The 15,815-nt window shown below is 42.8% G+C and carries 14 protein-coding genes; 8 read left to right on the plus strand and 6 right to left on the minus strand.

Going from position 1 to position 15,815, the window contains the following annotated elements; all coding sequences use genetic code 11:
- The first annotated feature begins 14 nt into the window (after positions 1–14).
- Positions 15–713, plus strand: coding sequence for a phosphate signaling complex protein PhoU (gene phoU / locus OCU90_RS02940; protein ID WP_004735072.1), 699 nt, complete (start codon positions 15–17; stop codon positions 711–713).
- 9 nt (positions 714–722) lie between these two features.
- Here the strand turns inward: phoU and OCU90_RS02945 are convergent, their stop codons facing one another.
- The 5 genes from OCU90_RS02945 to OCU90_RS02965 all read right to left on the minus strand — a co-directional run bounded on the left by OCU90_RS02945 (position 723) and on the right by OCU90_RS02965 (position 4,745).
- On the minus strand, positions 723–1,214 hold the full coding sequence (locus tag OCU90_RS02945; protein WP_061023906.1) for a hypothetical protein: 492 nt from the start codon (positions 1,212–1,214) through the stop codon (positions 723–725).
- A gap of 150 nt (positions 1,215–1,364) precedes the next feature.
- The gene (locus OCU90_RS02950; protein WP_061023908.1) at positions 1,365–1,916 is read right to left on the minus strand and encodes a porin family protein; all 552 of its coding nucleotides are present in this window, start codon (positions 1,914–1,916) and stop codon (positions 1,365–1,367) included.
- 128 nt (positions 1,917–2,044) lie between these two features.
- Positions 2,045–2,974, minus strand: a complete 930-nt coding sequence (locus OCU90_RS02955; RefSeq protein ID WP_061023910.1) for a LysR family transcriptional regulator — start codon at positions 2,972–2,974, stop codon at positions 2,045–2,047.
- Between the two features lie 99 nt (positions 2,975–3,073).
- Complete coding sequence (locus OCU90_RS02960) at positions 3,074–3,817, minus strand: copper homeostasis protein CutC (RefSeq protein WP_061023912.1); 744 nt, start codon at positions 3,815–3,817, stop codon at positions 3,074–3,076.
- Positions 3,818–4,136: 319 nt separating this feature from the next.
- Positions 4,137–4,745 carry a peroxiredoxin C gene (locus OCU90_RS02965; protein WP_004735077.1) on the minus strand — a complete coding sequence of 203 codons (609 nt, stop codon included), beginning with the start codon at positions 4,743–4,745 and terminating at the stop codon, positions 4,137–4,139.
- Between the two features lie 209 nt (positions 4,746–4,954).
- Between OCU90_RS02965 and OCU90_RS02970 the strand changes: the two genes are divergently transcribed.
- Both OCU90_RS02970 and OCU90_RS02975 read left to right on the plus strand, forming a co-directional pair.
- Entirely contained in the window at positions 4,955–5,860 is a 906-nt protein-coding gene (locus OCU90_RS02970) for a hydrogen peroxide-inducible genes activator (protein WP_004735078.1), read from the plus strand.
- Between the two features lie 522 nt (positions 5,861–6,382).
- On the plus strand, positions 6,383–9,295 hold the full coding sequence (locus OCU90_RS02975) for a hypothetical protein (RefSeq protein ID WP_061023914.1): 2,913 nt from the start codon (positions 6,383–6,385) through the stop codon (positions 9,293–9,295).
- Between the two features lie 59 nt (positions 9,296–9,354).
- On the opposite strand, the gene OCU90_RS02980 is transcribed toward OCU90_RS02975, so the two are convergent.
- A complete protein-coding gene (locus OCU90_RS02980) occupies positions 9,355–9,801 on the minus strand; it encodes a CBS domain-containing protein (RefSeq protein WP_017062524.1) in 447 nt (148 codons plus the stop codon).
- A 334-nt stretch (positions 9,802–10,135) separates the two neighbouring features.
- On the opposite strand from OCU90_RS02980, the gene queA reads away from it, so the two are divergent.
- The 5 genes from queA to secF all read left to right on the plus strand — a co-directional run bounded on the left by queA (position 10,136) and on the right by secF (position 15,797).
- Positions 10,136–11,188, plus strand: coding sequence for a tRNA preQ1(34) S-adenosylmethionine ribosyltransferase-isomerase QueA (gene queA / locus OCU90_RS02985; protein ID WP_017084403.1), 1,053 nt, complete (start codon positions 10,136–10,138; stop codon positions 11,186–11,188).
- Positions 11,189–11,382: 194 nt separating this feature from the next.
- A complete protein-coding gene (tgt, locus tag OCU90_RS02990; RefSeq protein ID WP_061023916.1) occupies positions 11,383–12,519 on the plus strand; it encodes a tRNA guanosine(34) transglycosylase Tgt in 1,137 nt (378 codons plus the stop codon).
- 109 nt (positions 12,520–12,628) lie between these two features.
- On the plus strand, positions 12,629–12,958 hold the full coding sequence (yajC, locus tag OCU90_RS02995; RefSeq protein ID WP_004735087.1) for a preprotein translocase subunit YajC: 330 nt from the start codon (positions 12,629–12,631) through the stop codon (positions 12,956–12,958).
- A 20-nt stretch (positions 12,959–12,978) separates the two neighbouring features.
- On the plus strand, positions 12,979–14,835 hold the full coding sequence (secD, locus tag OCU90_RS03000; RefSeq protein ID WP_004735088.1) for a protein translocase subunit SecD: 1,857 nt from the start codon (positions 12,979–12,981) through the stop codon (positions 14,833–14,835).
- 14 nt (positions 14,836–14,849) lie between these two features.
- On the plus strand, positions 14,850–15,797 hold the full coding sequence (secF, locus tag OCU90_RS03005; protein ID WP_004735089.1) for a protein translocase subunit SecF: 948 nt from the start codon (positions 14,850–14,852) through the stop codon (positions 15,795–15,797).
- Positions 15,798–15,815: the final 18 nt, after the last annotated feature.

Below are 15,815 nucleotides of genomic sequence, written 5' to 3' on the forward strand. Positions count from 1 at the left end.
TTTAAGGAGCTGACATGCATTTTGGTCGCCACATCTCAGGACAGTTTAATGTCGAATTAGAATCTATCCGTACACACGTATTAACTATGGGTGGATTGGTAGAGCAGCAGTTGTCCTTTGCGATGCAAGCTCTGCATAAAGATGACGCGGAACTGGCCAAGAAAGTGATTCGTGATGACCACAAAGTGAATGCGATGGAAGTTTCAATCGATGAAGCATGTACTCGTATTATTGCGAAGCGTCAGCCGACCGCAAAAGATCTGCGTTTGATTATGGCGATCATCAAAACCATTACCGACTTAGAACGTATTGGCGATGTTGCCTCTAAAATTGCTCAAGGCGCGATCGAGATCCCTTCGACCAAAGAGCAAAAATTTCATGTCTCATTAGAGCCTCTTTGTCGTCAGGCAATCACCATGCTTCACCAAGTATTAGATGCGTTTGCTCGTATGGATGTCGATGCTGCGGCAGAAGTACACAAACTTGATGATAAGTTGGATGCGGAATACGAGGCAGTCATTCGTCAGTTAATGACGTATATGATGGAAGATCCTAAGAACATCCCAAATATTTTACAGGTGATGTGGTCAGCTCGTGCGATTGAGCGAGTGGGAGACCGTTGCCAAAATATCTGCGAATACATTATTTACTTTGTGAAGGGTAAAGATGTACGTCACCTAGGCGATCAAAGCCTTGATGACGCACTGAAGTAGGTCGAGCCTTTAAAAGCTAATAATGGCACCAAGATTGATATTGACCGTCGTGTCGTAAGGCACAAAGGTTTTATTGTGATCAAAGATATTCATATCAACACCTGCACGTAGTCCAAGCATTGGTGTCGCTTGGTACACGTAGGCACCGCCTAGGCTTAAACCATGTGTTGTCTTCTCTTCAACTTCGCCTGAGCGCGTTTTTGTGCCGTCATAGCTTGCCACACCAATTTCAGCCTGAAAGCCGTGGTTTTGGTTTCTTCCAAACATGTTCTGGATACCAACTCGATACGCATCAACCGTTTCATCATATCGATCGCTGCCATACCAAATATGAGAGTAGCTTAGGTAAACGGCACCTAAACTGGCCACATCAGTAATACCCGCCTGTACTCCAAAGCCATGATAAGAGCCAATCTTTAATTCTGGGGATAAATGAAGAGCACTTGCTGAAACGGAAGTGGAGAGGACAGAAAGTAAAAGCAGGGAAGTTTTTATCTTCATAAAAATACCTAAAGCAATTAGCCGTCCGTGGCTGCAATGAATTTTGATTTGAGAATTGTTCAAAAGTGAGTCAACTTTGATGAGGTGTTAAAACCCAGCAATTGACTGATCGCAAAAAAAACCAGTTTAGACACTGGCTTTTTCAATCTATTAGAAGCGGTAACCGACAGTCCATGAGAATGTTTCGTAATCTACGTCATCGTAGCTCGCGAATTCAAAGCGCATGTCAGTGTATAGGTGTAGTCCGAATTCAGCTCGACCACCTAGGCCAACAACGAAGCTGGTATCGTTGTATGATTCAGTCCACTTTTTGTCTAGGATGCTAATTGAATTATCTTCACTTTGACGAGCTAGGCCCAGAACACCATAAGGTTTCAAAGAGAAGCCATCTAATTCAAATTTATAACCGATATCAGCATCAACTTGGAATTTGTAACCATCGATCTCGGCTTTTATACCTTCAACGTTTTCGTCGTCACTATTCGTTGCGTAAGAAACATTGATACCTACGATACGGTTAAATTCATAACCATATTCAAGTTTGATACCGTTACCCCAATCAACTGTGTCATCGGTTAGCCAGTCGTCTACCTGAGTTTGGTTGTAACCGATACCCACACGGTGTTGGCTGTCAAAGTTGTTTGCAAGAACTGGAACAGAAAGTAGTGAAGCTGAAATTAGGGTAGTAAGTGCAATTTTCATATTAGTCTCTATTTAGGGTTAACTTAACTGCACGATCCTTCGTAGTTCAGTATCCGTTTTGATAGGGCTAATATTAAGCAGTGTTTTATTTTTAGGCTAAGTAGATATTCGTATCTCTATAATAAGCATTACTTATTAACCTGAGTTGATAGTGCTTTTTGTATTAACTCAAATAGCCAATTGGTAATAGGGGAGTTTCTGTTTTTAATATGTAAATGGCAGTAAACAGGAGTTTTGGGAGGCTCGCCATCTATCACAACATCGATTCCGCGTAGGGTTGGGTAATTATCAACGAGGAAAAGATTCGAGTGTGGCATGTACATATCTGTGTGTTGAATGACATCAATGACCGCCATAATTAGCTCACTACGGAAACCAACACTATGTTCAACGGAGAGATCAGTTAGGATATCCGATGCCAAACTATGGTTGTCGTTCCAACCGGGTGTGACTAGTGAAGCGATATCGTAGCCTGCCACATCATAAGGTGTAACGATTTCTTGCTTTAAAGGGTGGTCTTTTCTTACAAAAATACGCCCTGTTAGTTCAATTAACTTTTTCGTATAAACTTCTTTACTCGTTTTGCTACCAAGGTAACTGACCCCCATCAACACCTCACCTTTCTGAATGTCAGAAACAGAAGCATTGGTCCAAGAGACTAATTCTAGATTCGCATTCGGTGCTTGCTCTCTTATCATTTTAAATAAAGAACCAGATAAACAAGATAGCACGATAGGTGATAGCGCTATTTTGAGTGTGTAATCGATCTCTTTTGGATCAAAAGTGTTTGATGCATTGATCGCGACAGATAGACCGTCCATGAACGGCTTTATTTCATTGGTGAGTTGTTCTGAGAAAGCGGTAGGCTGCAGACCTCCATGAACTTTAACGAAAAGGTCATCGTTGAAGTGGTGTCTTAGCTTTTGCAGGGCTTGGCTAACCGCTGGCTGAGAAACGAATAAACGCTCCGCAGCCTTTCTAGTGTTTTTTTCTTGATAAACAATCAGAAATGTTCGTAACAGGTTTAAATCAAGAGAGCTGAATAAGTCTTTAGCCATATCTATCCATGAAAATTTTCTGCGCTATTAAATCTAATATACGTCAGTCAGTTAGATTAGTCAGCGAGGTTCTCTGGATTTGTGTTAGCGACTATTGCCCTAAGCGATGAGAGCGGCTCTCACACTGGATATCTTGCTAGCATCAGTTACTGGTATCTGATAATCATCAATATCATCACTGCCCATTTGAGCGCTTGAGTTGCTTTCCATTAGACTCGGTCTTGTCGATTTACCTGAAAGGTGAAGTGCAGGTACTTGGGTGGTACTTTGAATCATCTTAGCATTCGTTGCATTGACGCCAGCGCCAGCCATGATATCGATTCTGCCATCGGCTTGTTTGACCATATCTGCGAGCACATTGATGCCTTGCTCAACATTAACAGCGAGCCCTGATGTCAGGATTCTTTCACATCCAAGTGTGATGACCTGTTCTAATGCTGTTTGGTAATCAGAACTTTGATCAATGGCTCTATGGAACGTAATTCCAAGCTTCAATGAGTGCGCTTTGTCAGCCAGTTGCTGCATTTTTGGCATATCAATACTTCCGTTCGACGCTAACACACCAAGTACGACTCCATCCAACCCAGAACTTGCACAAGCTTCAATATCTTCAAGCATACAGAGCATATCGTCATCATCGAAAATGAAGTCGCCTTGTCTTGGTCGTATCATCGCGTAGACAGGAACAGACGAAATTTTTGCGGCTTGCTTCATCATTCCCAAGCTTGGAGTTAACCCGCCAAGTGCCAATGAAGAGCAAAGCTCAATTCGATTCGCGCCACCAGATAGTGCGTTATGTAGAGATTCTAAGTTATCGATACAGACTTCAATTTCGGTGTTCATCATGTTTATCCGTTCAAAAAGATACGGACGAAATCATAACAATCTAGATACGGATATGAATAGGTGGTCGCAGAGGAAAATAGGGGTAAAGTTTGTTTTTGTAATTACCTCTATTAAATGTTGCAGAGGGAGCTTTGGGGAAATGAAAGGCCGTCGAATAGATATGAAAAAAGCCCGAAGCGTTAACTTCGGGCTTTTAATAGGACTTTACTTCTTAACTGATTGGCGGTGCGCTTTGCGCTATTAGCTTATGCTTTATGTCTCTTTATAGAGAGTCTTCCAACCATTAACCTGAGTTGAGTTCAGGCTTAAGAGGTAATTACTTGCTTAGGTCGTCAGCGTGCTCAGATAGGAACGCAGCAACACCTGTTGGTGATGCGTCCATACCTGCTTTGCCTTCTTCCCATTGTGCAGGACAAACTTCACCGTTCTTCTCGTGGAAGTTTAGTGCGTCTACCATGCGTAGCATTTCGTCGATGTTACGACCTAGTGGAAGATCGTTAACTACTTGGTGACGTACAAGGCCGTCAGCGTCGATTAGGAAAGAACCACGGAAAGCAACGCCTGCTTCTGGGTGCTCAACATCGTATGCTTTGCAGATCTCGTGCTTAACATCAGCAATTAGAGGGTACTTAACTTGACCGATACCGCCATCAGCGATAGCAGTGTTACGCCATGCGTTGTGAGAGAATTGAGAATCGATTGAAACACCGATTACTTCAACGCCTTTAGCTTGGAAATCTTCTAGACGGTTGTCGAAAGCGATTAGCTCTGAAGGACAAACGAAAGTGAAGTCTAGTGGGTAGAAGAAAACTACAGCTTTCTTACCTTTAGTGAATTCTGCGAAGTTGAAGTTATCAACGATCTCACCGTTACCTAGAACAGCTGCTGCAGTAAAGTCAGGGGCTTGACGACCTACTAGTACCATTTGGAATCTCCTAAAAAATTAGTTGGCCCAACACATCTTTGTTTGGGCTCCGTTTCTACGGGACAAACTATAGTACAATCGGTACTATAGAAAAAAGCGAATTAAATAGATTAAGTTAATCGAAAAAAGCGATGAGCTTAATCTTTGCCCAGTCCTTAGGTCTATAGACCTTTACGTAACTTATCCTACTCATATTACAAAGTAATTTCATGAATAAATGGCCAAGTCTTAAGCAGCTTCATTATCTTGTTACCCTTCACGAAACCCGTCACTTTAGCGACGCTGCGGATCGCTGTTTCGTCAGTCAATCTACGCTAAGTAAAGGCATTCAAAACCTCGAAGAGCTGATTGGTTGTCCTCTTTATGAGAAGAAAGATAAAAAGAGCCCATTGGTTTTCACTCAAGCGGGTGAGCTGGTGGTTAAGCACGGTCGAGAGCTATTGGCGAAAGGACAAGATCTGGTTGAGCTAGGAAATTTATGTAACGGGGATGCGATGCAAGGGCAGCTACGAGTAGGGTGTATTCCTACAATAGCGCCGTTCCTGTTGTGTGATTTGGTTCAAGAAGCCAATCATCGTTTTCCTCAGTTGAACTTACTGTTACGTGAAGACACGACGACTAACTTATTGGCTGCATTACGTCATGGTGAGTTAGATGTGTTGATTCTGGCTCTGCCTGTCGATATCGACAACATGGAGAGTAAAGTTGTCGGGCAAGACCCGTTCAGAATGGTGATCAGTCGTAATCAAGCAGATGGCATTCGTGTTCCGATTAAATACGATGACTTGCCAGATGAGTCTGTATTTTTGCTGGAGAACGAGCACTGCTTAACCGAGCACGCGGTATCAGCTTGTAAGTTAACGGATAAAGAGAAGATAAACCCGTTTACAGCGACGAGCCTTCACACATTGGTGCAAATGGTGGCCAATGGTTTAGGAACCACCTTTATTCCGCAGATGGCTATCGATCACGGCTTGCTGGAAAATCAAAACCTAGTGGTGATCGATCCTCCAGGCCAACAGGCATACCGAGACATTGGTCTGGTGTGGCGACCAAGTTCGTCGCGTCTCGAAACCTTTCACCAGTTAGCGGATGTGGTGTCTGAGCTGCTTTAAAGTTTGTCACCTTACAACAACGTATTAATTCTTACTTTTGAGCGGCTATTTAAGCCGTTTTTTTATTAAACCAACCAACCAAACTATTAATAAATATTGATATTTTTATTGGTTTAAAGTCAATTTTATTATCTTTTTTATCACTCCAATGATTAGTAAACGTGAGCAGTGCTAGGTTAATGATAAATTGAATTTATAAATATTGATGTCACATTTTTTATATGGATAGTTAACCTGGTTATTCGTATCACCCTCATTATGCTAACGCCTAGAAATTGTGTATTTTCCACTTTCTATGATGTTAGTGACTGATTTTATTAATGGTTGTCTTCTATTTCTACCACCAATGGTTTTTACGTTGCTAACGTAAGTATCAGAGCAATATTTTTAATTCTTGTTGTAGTGGTAGAAATTCGAGGGACTAATGTAAATAGAAGAGGGTAGCGTCGAATAACTAGGTCGGGGTAAACAGTTTTGGTGCTATTTACTCATTAATCAAAAATAAAAATCAAAAGAAAAATTATGAATGATACTAAACACAGTTTGGTAGGGCTTCTTATACCCTTAATATTATTGTCGGGTGCGGCTAGTGCTACAGAAAATATAAGTAAAGAAACGTTAATTCAGTTATCTCAAAGTGATTATGAAACTGTAATCGATGAGACTTTGGCTGCGCTGTACCCCCAATATGCGAATAGCTCTGAAGCAAGGAGTTTGACTACTTTTCGTTACTTGGAGCGTATGTACACTCTCGACCCAAAAAGTGGCGAAATTATTGTCGCAATATCTGAAGGTAGAGAAGGAACTCGTTTCGATTCTTTGTGGGGAAATAAAGAAAAGCGCCAAGCAGACGGTGCAATTGAAACCATTGAAAGCCTTGTTATAAAACCTTCAGATTTGGATGTTTTAAAAACGGTGCTTTTTGATGCCTATTATGACCGCGCTACCGCTGAATTTATTCTTGCCAATCGTTCAGTTGATGAGGCCAGAATACAATGGATTGAGCAAGCGAGTATCTCGACAATAGAACAACACCGCCAACAATCTTTCGATATTCTTTTACGTGCTTTTGATGATTATTGGAAGTTAATCGAAAATCACCCTCAAGAATTTGCTAGTGAGCAGTCATCTCGTAATGTACAAAGTGCTCGATATTTAAATGGCGATGGCAAGTCAGTACCTGTATATCAAGGTGGCAGTTTAATTGTGGGTTATAAAGATGCTTTATTAGCGTATCAGTTAATGAATGAATTATTAGCCCAACAATTACACCTCAGTAAATTAAAGGCAGTATCGGCTAGCCCTGAAGAGCAAAAGTCTAAGCTTGTAGATGAAGCTAGATCACTTATTGATCTTGTTTCGTCAAAAGAGAGGCAGCTAAGCAGTTTGTTAGGTGCTGAGTCCTACTCTCATATAATGTTGTCCTCTGAGCTAGGTAAATTTAAAGGCAACACGGCCGAATTGAAATCGGTAATAAATTGGCTCAAAGGTGATGGGAACTATTTGGGATTACCTGATGACTTTGTCGTGTTGATGCCTGATTACAACTCACAAGAAAATGTTGAAAATAGCTCATTCGAGTCTTTGGAAAAAGTGTTAAGTGGGCTGTCACACTCATTAGAGTATTCATTGAATAAAGCTCAAAAAGAACGTGTTGATTACCACTACCAATTGGATTCATTTACACGAAACTTTACTCAAGAAAATGGCCGATTAAAGGCAAGGTTGTTTACTTTACTCGGCTGTTCAGTCAACTCGGTTGTTAGTCCTTGTAAAGATCAGACCGAGAGTCAACGTAAAGGCAGTTTAATCGGCTACCAGTTGAAAAGCGTTCAAGCAGCAAAGACCGAAGGTGAACGAGCCTATAGAGTTCATCGTGAGGTATTAAAAAATATATCGATAGAAATTGAGCGTATTGAGCAAGAACAGCAAGTTAACAATACGATCGATAAGATTACGGTTAAACTGGGTCTTAATGATATTCCTTTCAAAAGCTTAATTGATGAAAGTCGAAAATCGACTTTCGAAATGAATTCAGTACTGTCTTCCGAAGAAGTTAAGCGATCTCTCGATATACTAGACCGCTTTTTGAATGATATCGGTTCCACCGACTTGTCATCAACATTTTCTGCTATTGAAAGCTTACAAGACGCTTTTAAGGGAAGCTCCCATGACGCGGAATTATATATTCAGAAGTTGGCTTTGCTTGAGCGTTCAAGGGTCAAAGGTTTACGAGCAGCTCCACTAGATGTCTTTACAGAAGGTAAGATTAAGGAACTAACGTTAGAGCTAGAAACTGCTAAAGCTGATATGGCCAAGTCGCTTTCTAATTTAGTTGACGATGCTGGTAGGTTAGTAACCTTTAGTGTAGAAGCTCAGCGTTTGGTTGCTCAAATAGACCAAAATGAACACCTTAGGTCTGAGCGTTCTTATGCTAATCCGCTGAATTTCAGTACGTTGACCGTTGAAACGTCTAGAGCTGAATCACAGTTCTCTAACCTTCAAGAATGGCTTTTTTATTCTGTACAAGCACTTGAATATAAATGGCAAGAGTCGTTTTATGATCGTGTTGAGGGTTTTGATAAAAACTTTGTGTTTAAGCTCCAAGATACTCAGCAATCAACCGTTTACTTAGACGCATTAAAGCGTTTTGACGATAAGAGGTATACGCCATTCGGCCAGAAAGTGACTGATGTTATTTCCCTAAAGGAACATATTTTCGGTTACATCGATAATCATGGTGGGAAAACCATTTACTATCCTGCTCCCGATGGTAGCGGAGATATGTTGACTGCAGATGAAGCGTTTAACGCAAAGTTAAAGCTGCTTTCTCGTAACTTTGGCTTCGATGAATGGTTAACTGTAGAGTTCAGTACCGTGAAAAACTTTCCTAAAACGAACCTTTTTCATGGACCGATACTTGGCAACGAAGATGATGTGATGTGTTTAGAAGTCGCTGGTAATTACTCAGATAAAATTGACGGGATTTCGATTAACCTTGCAATCAATTATGACATATCGGGTGAATCTGCAACTCGCGCACTTCTTACTTATGGTGGTAACAACTACATGCGTAGCCGTAGTCCAGGGATGTTAATGGATGATGCTCAAGGGCTTAAAGGTGATTTGATTTCCTATTCAACACGTTTTGCGGATATTTCTAATGGCAGTGTTGTATCTAAAAGCAGTTTTAAGCAGAACATGGCGGCTAATATCATGACTGACTACTATGATACTAAAGAGTTACTTAACCCAACTTATTCATTTAAAGAAAGAAGTGTTGCAGCTTCAGGGTGGAGATTGTCTCTTCAGTTAGGTGACGAATATGGGGATATTGTTGAAACTGAAGCGATTGATGATATCCAAGTGATAGTACAACATAGCCTGAAGGCTCGACGTGCCTCAATCTGCAGCGGCGAATCTGGTCCTTTATAACAACAGAAATAACCTTATTTTGAGCCTCATAGTTTTATGAGGCTCTTCTTATTGTCATATCACTCTACTTCCGCTTCTTCTGGCTCGACTTCTTCCTGTAGCTCTAATAAGTTAATCGCTATCGTGACAAAGTCGCTGTCTGTAATAATGCCTACTAGTTCGTGATTTTCTACGACAGGTAAACAGCCCACTTTGTGCTTCTGCATATAGATAGCCGATTCTTTTAATCCAGCACGCGGCTCTACTGACATAACACTTTTGTGCATGATGTCGTTGAGGGGAGTAGCAAGAGTAAAAGATTGAGCTTGTGGGATGTTTTGTAGGCTGGATTCTTGAGCGGCTAGAACGTCTCGCTGTGTGACGACGCCAAGTAGTTGCCTGTCGGAATCAACGACCGGAATATGGCGGATATCAAGCGCTTCCATCATGTGCTTAGCATCGGCCAGTGAGTGTGAGCGCAATAGGGTATGAGGGTTGCGAGTCATCATATCTTCAACCTTGATCATACGAACCTCCTTCTTTTTTATTTGTTGCTATTACTATAGTTTTTTATCCAAAAAATAACTGAGATCTGACGCATTCTTGGGTGAGTTTTATGCAACTAATTCTTTAGTTTGAGGTGGTGAATCAGTAGCATTATTTTACGCCTCTTTACAATAATCCAGTGTTGTAAACCTTGCTATTGCGGCTCGTGTGCCTATACTAGCCCACTGCGAAATTTTTAGTCGTGTTTGTGATGTGTTTCTGGTAACGATTGACTTACCGTAACGATTGATCTGCAACCATGATTTATTATTCGTCAACAGCACAAATCTCATCAACTAAGACAAGACTACAAACATGCAAGTTTCAGATTTTCACTTTGACCTACCAGATGAACTCATTGCTCGCTACCCTCAAGAGGAGCGCACAGCAAGCCGCCTGCTTAAATTAGATGGCAACAGCGGTAACCTAGCTGATGGTTCGTTTAAAGACGTTTTAGACTTGGTTGAGCCAGGCGATCTTGTTGTTTTTAATAACACTCGCGTGATTCCTGCTCGTGTATTCGGTCGCAAGGCCTCAGGCGGTAAGCTTGAAGTGCTAGTGGAGCGTATGCTCGATGAGAAAAGCATTCTTGCGCATGTTCGTTGTTCTAAATCACCTAAGCCGGGCACCAAGTTGTTCCTTGGTGAGAACGATGAGTATGAAGCTGAAATGGTGGCGCGTCACGATGCGTTGTTTGAAATCCATTTCACATCCGATCAAAGCGTTCTAGAGATTCTTAACAGCGTTGGTCACATGCCACTGCCTCCTTACATCGATCGTCCTGATGAAGATGCAGATAAAGAGCGCTACCAGACTGTCTATAATGAAAAGCCGGGTGCGGTTGCAGCGCCAACAGCAGGCCTTCACTTTGATGACAAGCTAATGGCTGGCATGAAAGAAAAAGGGGTTGAGTTTGCTTACGTGACGCTTCACGTTGGTGCAGGCACGTTCCAGCCAGTAAAAGTAGATAATATCAACGATCACCACATGCATGCAGAGTACGTTGAAGTACCGCAAGAAGTGGTTGATGCCGTTGCAGCAGCAAAAGCTCGCGGCGGACGCATTCTCGCTGTCGGTACAACCTCTGTGCGTTCACTAGAAAGTGCGGCTCAAGATGCATTGAAAAATGGCACTGAGTTAGTTCCTTTCTTTGGTGACACAGAAATCTTCATCTTCCCTGGTTATGAATACCAGTTGGTGGATTGCTTGATTACCAATTTCCACTTACCAGAATCAACATTGATCATGTTGGTGAGTGCATTTGCCGGTTATGACAATGTGATGGGCGCATACGATCACGCAGTGAAGAGCGAATACCGTTTCTTCAGCTACGGTGATGCGATGTTCATCAATAAGAAAACGAGCTAATTTTAGCTGGTTATAAACGATATAAGCAGAATTTACGGGTGCTAGCAGTAAGCTAGGAGTCGGGCAGGGTGTCTGTCTAATCTCTCGCAAGGAATACGCGACCGCTCCTCATAGAACTCGCTAGATTGAACTTATGTTTAGCTTAAGGTTCTGAATTATCAGTCAGATTGTTTCTCTGGCATATTGGAGGCTTCGTGAAATTAAAATACGAACTTAAAAAAACAAACAGCGGCGCACGTCGTGGTCAACTTCAGTTTGAACGTGGTACCGTTGAAACACCAGCATTCATGCCTGTAGGTACTTACGGTACGGTTAAAGGCATGACACCTGAAGAAGTGAAAGACACAGGTGCTGAAATCTTGCTAGGTAATACGTTCCACTTATGGTTACGCCCTGGTCAAGAAATCATGAAACTGCACGGTGACTTGCACGATTTCATGAACTGGAAAGGACCTATCCTGACTGATTCAGGCGGTTTCCAAGTATTCAGCTTAGGTGCGACGCGTAAAATCACTGAAGAGGGTGTTCACTTCCGTAACCCTGTAAACGGTGACAAGATCTTCATGGACGCTGAAAAGTCGATGGAAATCCAAAAAGATCTAGGCTCAGACATCGTAATGATCTTTGACGAATGTACGCCTTATCCTGCAACGCATAAAGAAGCTAAAGACTCGATGGAGATGTCTCTTCGTTGGGCTCAGCGTTCACGCAATCACTTTGACAAGCAAGAAAACCCGAACTCACTATTCGGTATCGTTCAAGGTGGCGTATACGAAGACCTTCGTGACGTATCCGTTAAAGGCTTAACAGAAATTGGTTTTGACGGTTACGCTGTTGGCGGCCTAGCAGTAGGCGAACCAAAAGAAGACATGCACCGTATTCTTGAGCACACATGTCCTCAACTGCCGGAAGATAAGCCACGTTACCTAATGGGCGTAGGCAAACCTGAAGACTTGGTTGAAGGTGTTCGTCGCGGTATCGACATGTTTGACTGTGTAATGCCAACGCGAAATGCACGTAATGGCCACCTGTTTGTCACTGAAGGTGTGATCAAGATCCGTAATGCGAAGCATAAAACGGATACAACACCACTAGATTCAGATTGTGACTGTTACACTTGTAAGAACTACAGCAAGTCGTACTTGCATCATTTGGATCGTTGTAACGAAATCCTAGGTGCTCGACTGAACACGATTCATAACCTGCGTTTCTACCAACGAATTATGTCAGACATTCGTCAATCTATTGATGAAGACCGTTTTGAAGAGTTCGTTGCTGAGTTCTACGCAAGAATGGGGCGTGAAGTGCCACCGTTAGGTAAAGAATCTTAGTATTTCTTTTTGCGAGCCCCATCTCTATTCCTAGATATGGGGCTTGAAAATAAAGGGATACAACCCAATTAGACAAACAATTACCAAAATATAATAGAGGATGTTTTTAATGTTTATTTCTCAAGCTCACGCAGCAGTAGAAGGTGCACCAGCAGGCGGCGGTTTCGAAATGCTTATCATGCTAGGTATGTTCGCTGTGATCTTCTACTTCATGATCTACCGTCCACAAGCTAAGCGCGTAAAAGAGCATAAGAGCCTTATGTCTTCTATGGGCAAAGGCGATGAAGTTCTAACAAGCGGCGGTCTAATCGGTAAGATTACTAAGATTGCAGAAGACAGCGACTACGTTGCTATCGAACTGAACGCAAACAACGAAGTTGTTATCAAGAAAGACTTCGTTACAGCAGTGCTACCAAAAGGTACTCTGAAATCACTATAAACAGCTAGAGGATCCTCGCTGTGCTAAACCGTTATCCGTTATGGAAGTATTTGATGGTGGTGTTTGCCATCGCTATCGCCGCGTTGTACGCACTTCCGAATATATACGGTGAAGATCCGGCAGTTCAAGTTACAGGGGCGCGTGGCGCCTCTGTAGATCTGTCTACGCTGGATGCTGTCACCAATGCTCTGGAAGCAGAGAACCTTTCTACTAAATCCGTTGCTCTAGAAAACGGTTCCATTCTTGTTCGCTTTAACGATACAGATACGCAAATTAGTGCCCGTGATATCATCACAGAAGCACTAGGTGATGATGTTATCGTTGCTTTAAACCTTGCGGCTTCAACTCCTGATTGGCTTGAATCTATTGGTGCTGCACCAATGAAACTGGGTCTTGATCTACGTGGTGGTGTTCACTTCTTAATGGAAGTGGATATGGATGCTGCGATGCAAAAGCTAGTTGGCCAACAAGAAGAAGCCTTCCGTAGTGAACTTCGTGAAGAAAAAATTCGTTACCGTGCTATTCGCCCATCGGGTAAAGATGCAGTTGAAGTGATTCTACGTAACGAAGAGCAGCTTGCTGAAGCGAAATCGCTACTGCAATCTAAGCACCAAGATATGACGTTCGTAGATTCAGAATCTAATGGTCGTTTCTCTTTGGTTGCTCGTTTTACAGACGCTCGTCTTCAAGAAATCCGTAACTACGCAGTAGAGCAAAACATTACCATTCTACGTAACCGTGTTAACGAACTTGGTGTTGCTGAGCCTTTGGTTCAACGTCAAGGTGCTAGCCGTATCGTAGTGGAATTGCCTGGTGTTCAAGACACGGCGCGCGCTAAAGAAATTCTTGGTGCAACGGCGACACTTGAGTTCCGTGAAGTTGATAGTAGTGCTGACTTAGCCGCTGCCGCTTCTGGTCGTGCCCCTGCGGGTAGCGAAATCAAGCAAGACCGTGATGGTCGCCCTGTGGTACTTAAGAAGCGCGTTATTCTAGGCGGTTCAAGTATTACTGATGCAAGCTCAAGTGTTGATGAATATGGTCGCCCACAAGTTAACATCTCGCTAGATAGCGAAGGTGGTAGCAAGATGTCTACATTCTCTCGTCAGAATATCGGTAAGCTTATGGCTACGGTATTTGCAGAGTACAAAGACAGCGGTCGTAAAACACCAGAAGGTCGAGTGATCTTAAGTAAGCACGAAGAAGTGATCAACCAAGCGACGATTCAATCTGCGCTAGGTCGTAACTTCCGTATTACGGGTATCGACTCAACGGCTGAAGCTCATAACTTGGCACTTTTACTACGTGCTGGTGCATTGATTGCACCTATCTCGATTGTAGAAGAACGTACGATTGGTCCATCTATGGGTCAACAAAACATCGATATGGGTATCATGGCGATGGTTTGGGGTATGGCTGCAGTAATGTTGTTTACTCTGCTTTACTACCGTACTTTCGGTTTGATTGCGAACGTTGCTCTGATGGCTAACTTGGTGTTGATTATCGGTGTGATGTCGATGATCCCGGGGGCTACTATGACTCTGCCAGGTATTGCCGGTATCGTATTGACGGTTGGTATGGCGGTCGATGCCAACGTACTTATCTTTGAGCGTATACGTGAAGAACTTCGAGATGGACGCAGTCCACAACAAGCGATTCACCAAGGTTATGCGAACGCATTTAGCACCATCGCCGATGCCAATATCACCACACTACTAACAGCAATCATTCTATTTGCTGTAGGTACAGGTGCAATTAAAGGCTTCGCGGTAACGCTGTCTATCGGTATCTTAACTTCAATGTTTACAGCTATTGTCGGAACACGTTGTATCGTGAACCTGATGTATGGCGGCAAACGCGTTAAGAAACTGTCGATCTAAGGCTAGGAATTAATATGTTTCAGATTCTAAAAGCAGAAAAAATGATCGACTTTATGCGTTGGTCAAAGGTTGCCTTTTTATTCTCAATCTTGATGATTGGTACTGCCATCTTTACCTTAACAACGAAATCGTTGAATTGGGGTCTAGATTTTACCGGTGGTACGCTGATTGAAGTGGGTTTTGAGCAACCAGCAAACCTACCTGATATCCGTAGTGCACTAGAAGCGGAAGGTTTCGGTGATGCAACGGTACAGAACTTTGGTTCTGCTCGTGAGGTAATGGTTCGTTTACGTCCACGTGACGGTGTTGCTGGCGAAACGCTTGGTAACCAGATCCTGTCTGCAATTAAAGATGGTACTGGTGAGCAAGTTGAGATGCGTCGTATCGAGTTCGTTGGCCCTAATGTGGGTGACGAGCTAACAGAAGCGGGTGGCCTTGCTATCCTTGTTTCTCTGATCTGTATCTTGATCTATGTGTCAGTGCGATTCGAATGGCGTTTGGCAGCAGGTGCGGTATTAGCACTGGCGCACGACGTTATCATCACACTGGGTGTGTTCTCTCTAATGCAAATTGAGGTGGATCTTACCATCGTAGCAGCCTTGCTAACGGTAGTCGGTTACTCCCTCAACGATACCATAGTAGTATTTGACCGTATTCGTGAGAACTTCCGTAAGATGCGTAAGGGTGAAGCGCCTGAAGTATTGAACAGCTCAATCACACAAACATTGAGCCGTACATTGATTACTTCTGGTACAACGTTATTCGTAGTTATCGCGTTGTTCGCTCAGGGCGGTGCTATGATTCACGGCTTCGCGACTGCACTTCTATTGGGTATTACCGTTGGTACTTATTCTTCTATCTACGTTGCATCTGCACTCGCTATGAAGTTGGGTATTACGCGTGAACACCTAATGCCACCACAAGTGGATAAAGAAGGTGAAGAGTTTGACGAGATGCCTTAGGCCTTGGCTTAATACGTT

Origin of the sequence: Vibrio splendidus (genome assembly GCF_024347615.1) — a bacterium.
Classification (GTDB): domain Bacteria; phylum Pseudomonadota; class Gammaproteobacteria; order Enterobacterales; family Vibrionaceae; genus Vibrio; species Vibrio splendidus.

Excerpts from the sequence above, each read along its gene's own strand:
- OCU90_RS02945 (WP_061023906.1), bottom strand. The coding sequence starts at position 1,214 with ATGAAGATAAAAACTTCCCTGCTTTTACTTTCTGTCCTCTCCACTTCC.
- OCU90_RS02965 (WP_004735077.1), bottom strand. The coding sequence starts at position 4,745 with ATGGTACTAGTAGGTCGTCAAGCCCCTGACTTTACTGCAGCAGCTGTT.
- secF (WP_004735089.1), top strand. The coding sequence starts at position 14,850 with ATGTTTCAGATTCTAAAAGCAGAAAAAATGATCGACTTTATGCGTTGG.
- OCU90_RS02980 (WP_017062524.1), bottom strand. The coding sequence starts at position 9,801 with ATGATCAAGGTTGAAGATATGATGACTCGCAACCCTCATACCCTATTG.
- yajC (WP_004735087.1), top strand. The coding sequence starts at position 12,629 with ATGTTTATTTCTCAAGCTCACGCAGCAGTAGAAGGTGCACCAGCAGGC.
- OCU90_RS02950 (WP_061023908.1), bottom strand. The coding sequence starts at position 1,916 with ATGAAAATTGCACTTACTACCCTAATTTCAGCTTCACTACTTTCTGTT.
- OCU90_RS02960 (WP_061023912.1), bottom strand. The coding sequence starts at position 3,817 with ATGAACACCGAAATTGAAGTCTGTATCGATAACTTAGAATCTCTACAT.
- OCU90_RS02975 (WP_061023914.1), top strand. The coding sequence starts at position 6,383 with ATGAATGATACTAAACACAGTTTGGTAGGGCTTCTTATACCCTTAATA.
- queA (WP_017084403.1), top strand. The coding sequence starts at position 10,136 with ATGCAAGTTTCAGATTTTCACTTTGACCTACCAGATGAACTCATTGCT.
- phoU (WP_004735072.1), top strand. The coding sequence starts at position 15 with ATGCATTTTGGTCGCCACATCTCAGGACAGTTTAATGTCGAATTAGAA.
- OCU90_RS02970 (WP_004735078.1), top strand. The coding sequence starts at position 4,955 with ATGAATAAATGGCCAAGTCTTAAGCAGCTTCATTATCTTGTTACCCTT.
- OCU90_RS02955 (WP_061023910.1), bottom strand. The coding sequence starts at position 2,974 with ATGGCTAAAGACTTATTCAGCTCTCTTGATTTAAACCTGTTACGAACA.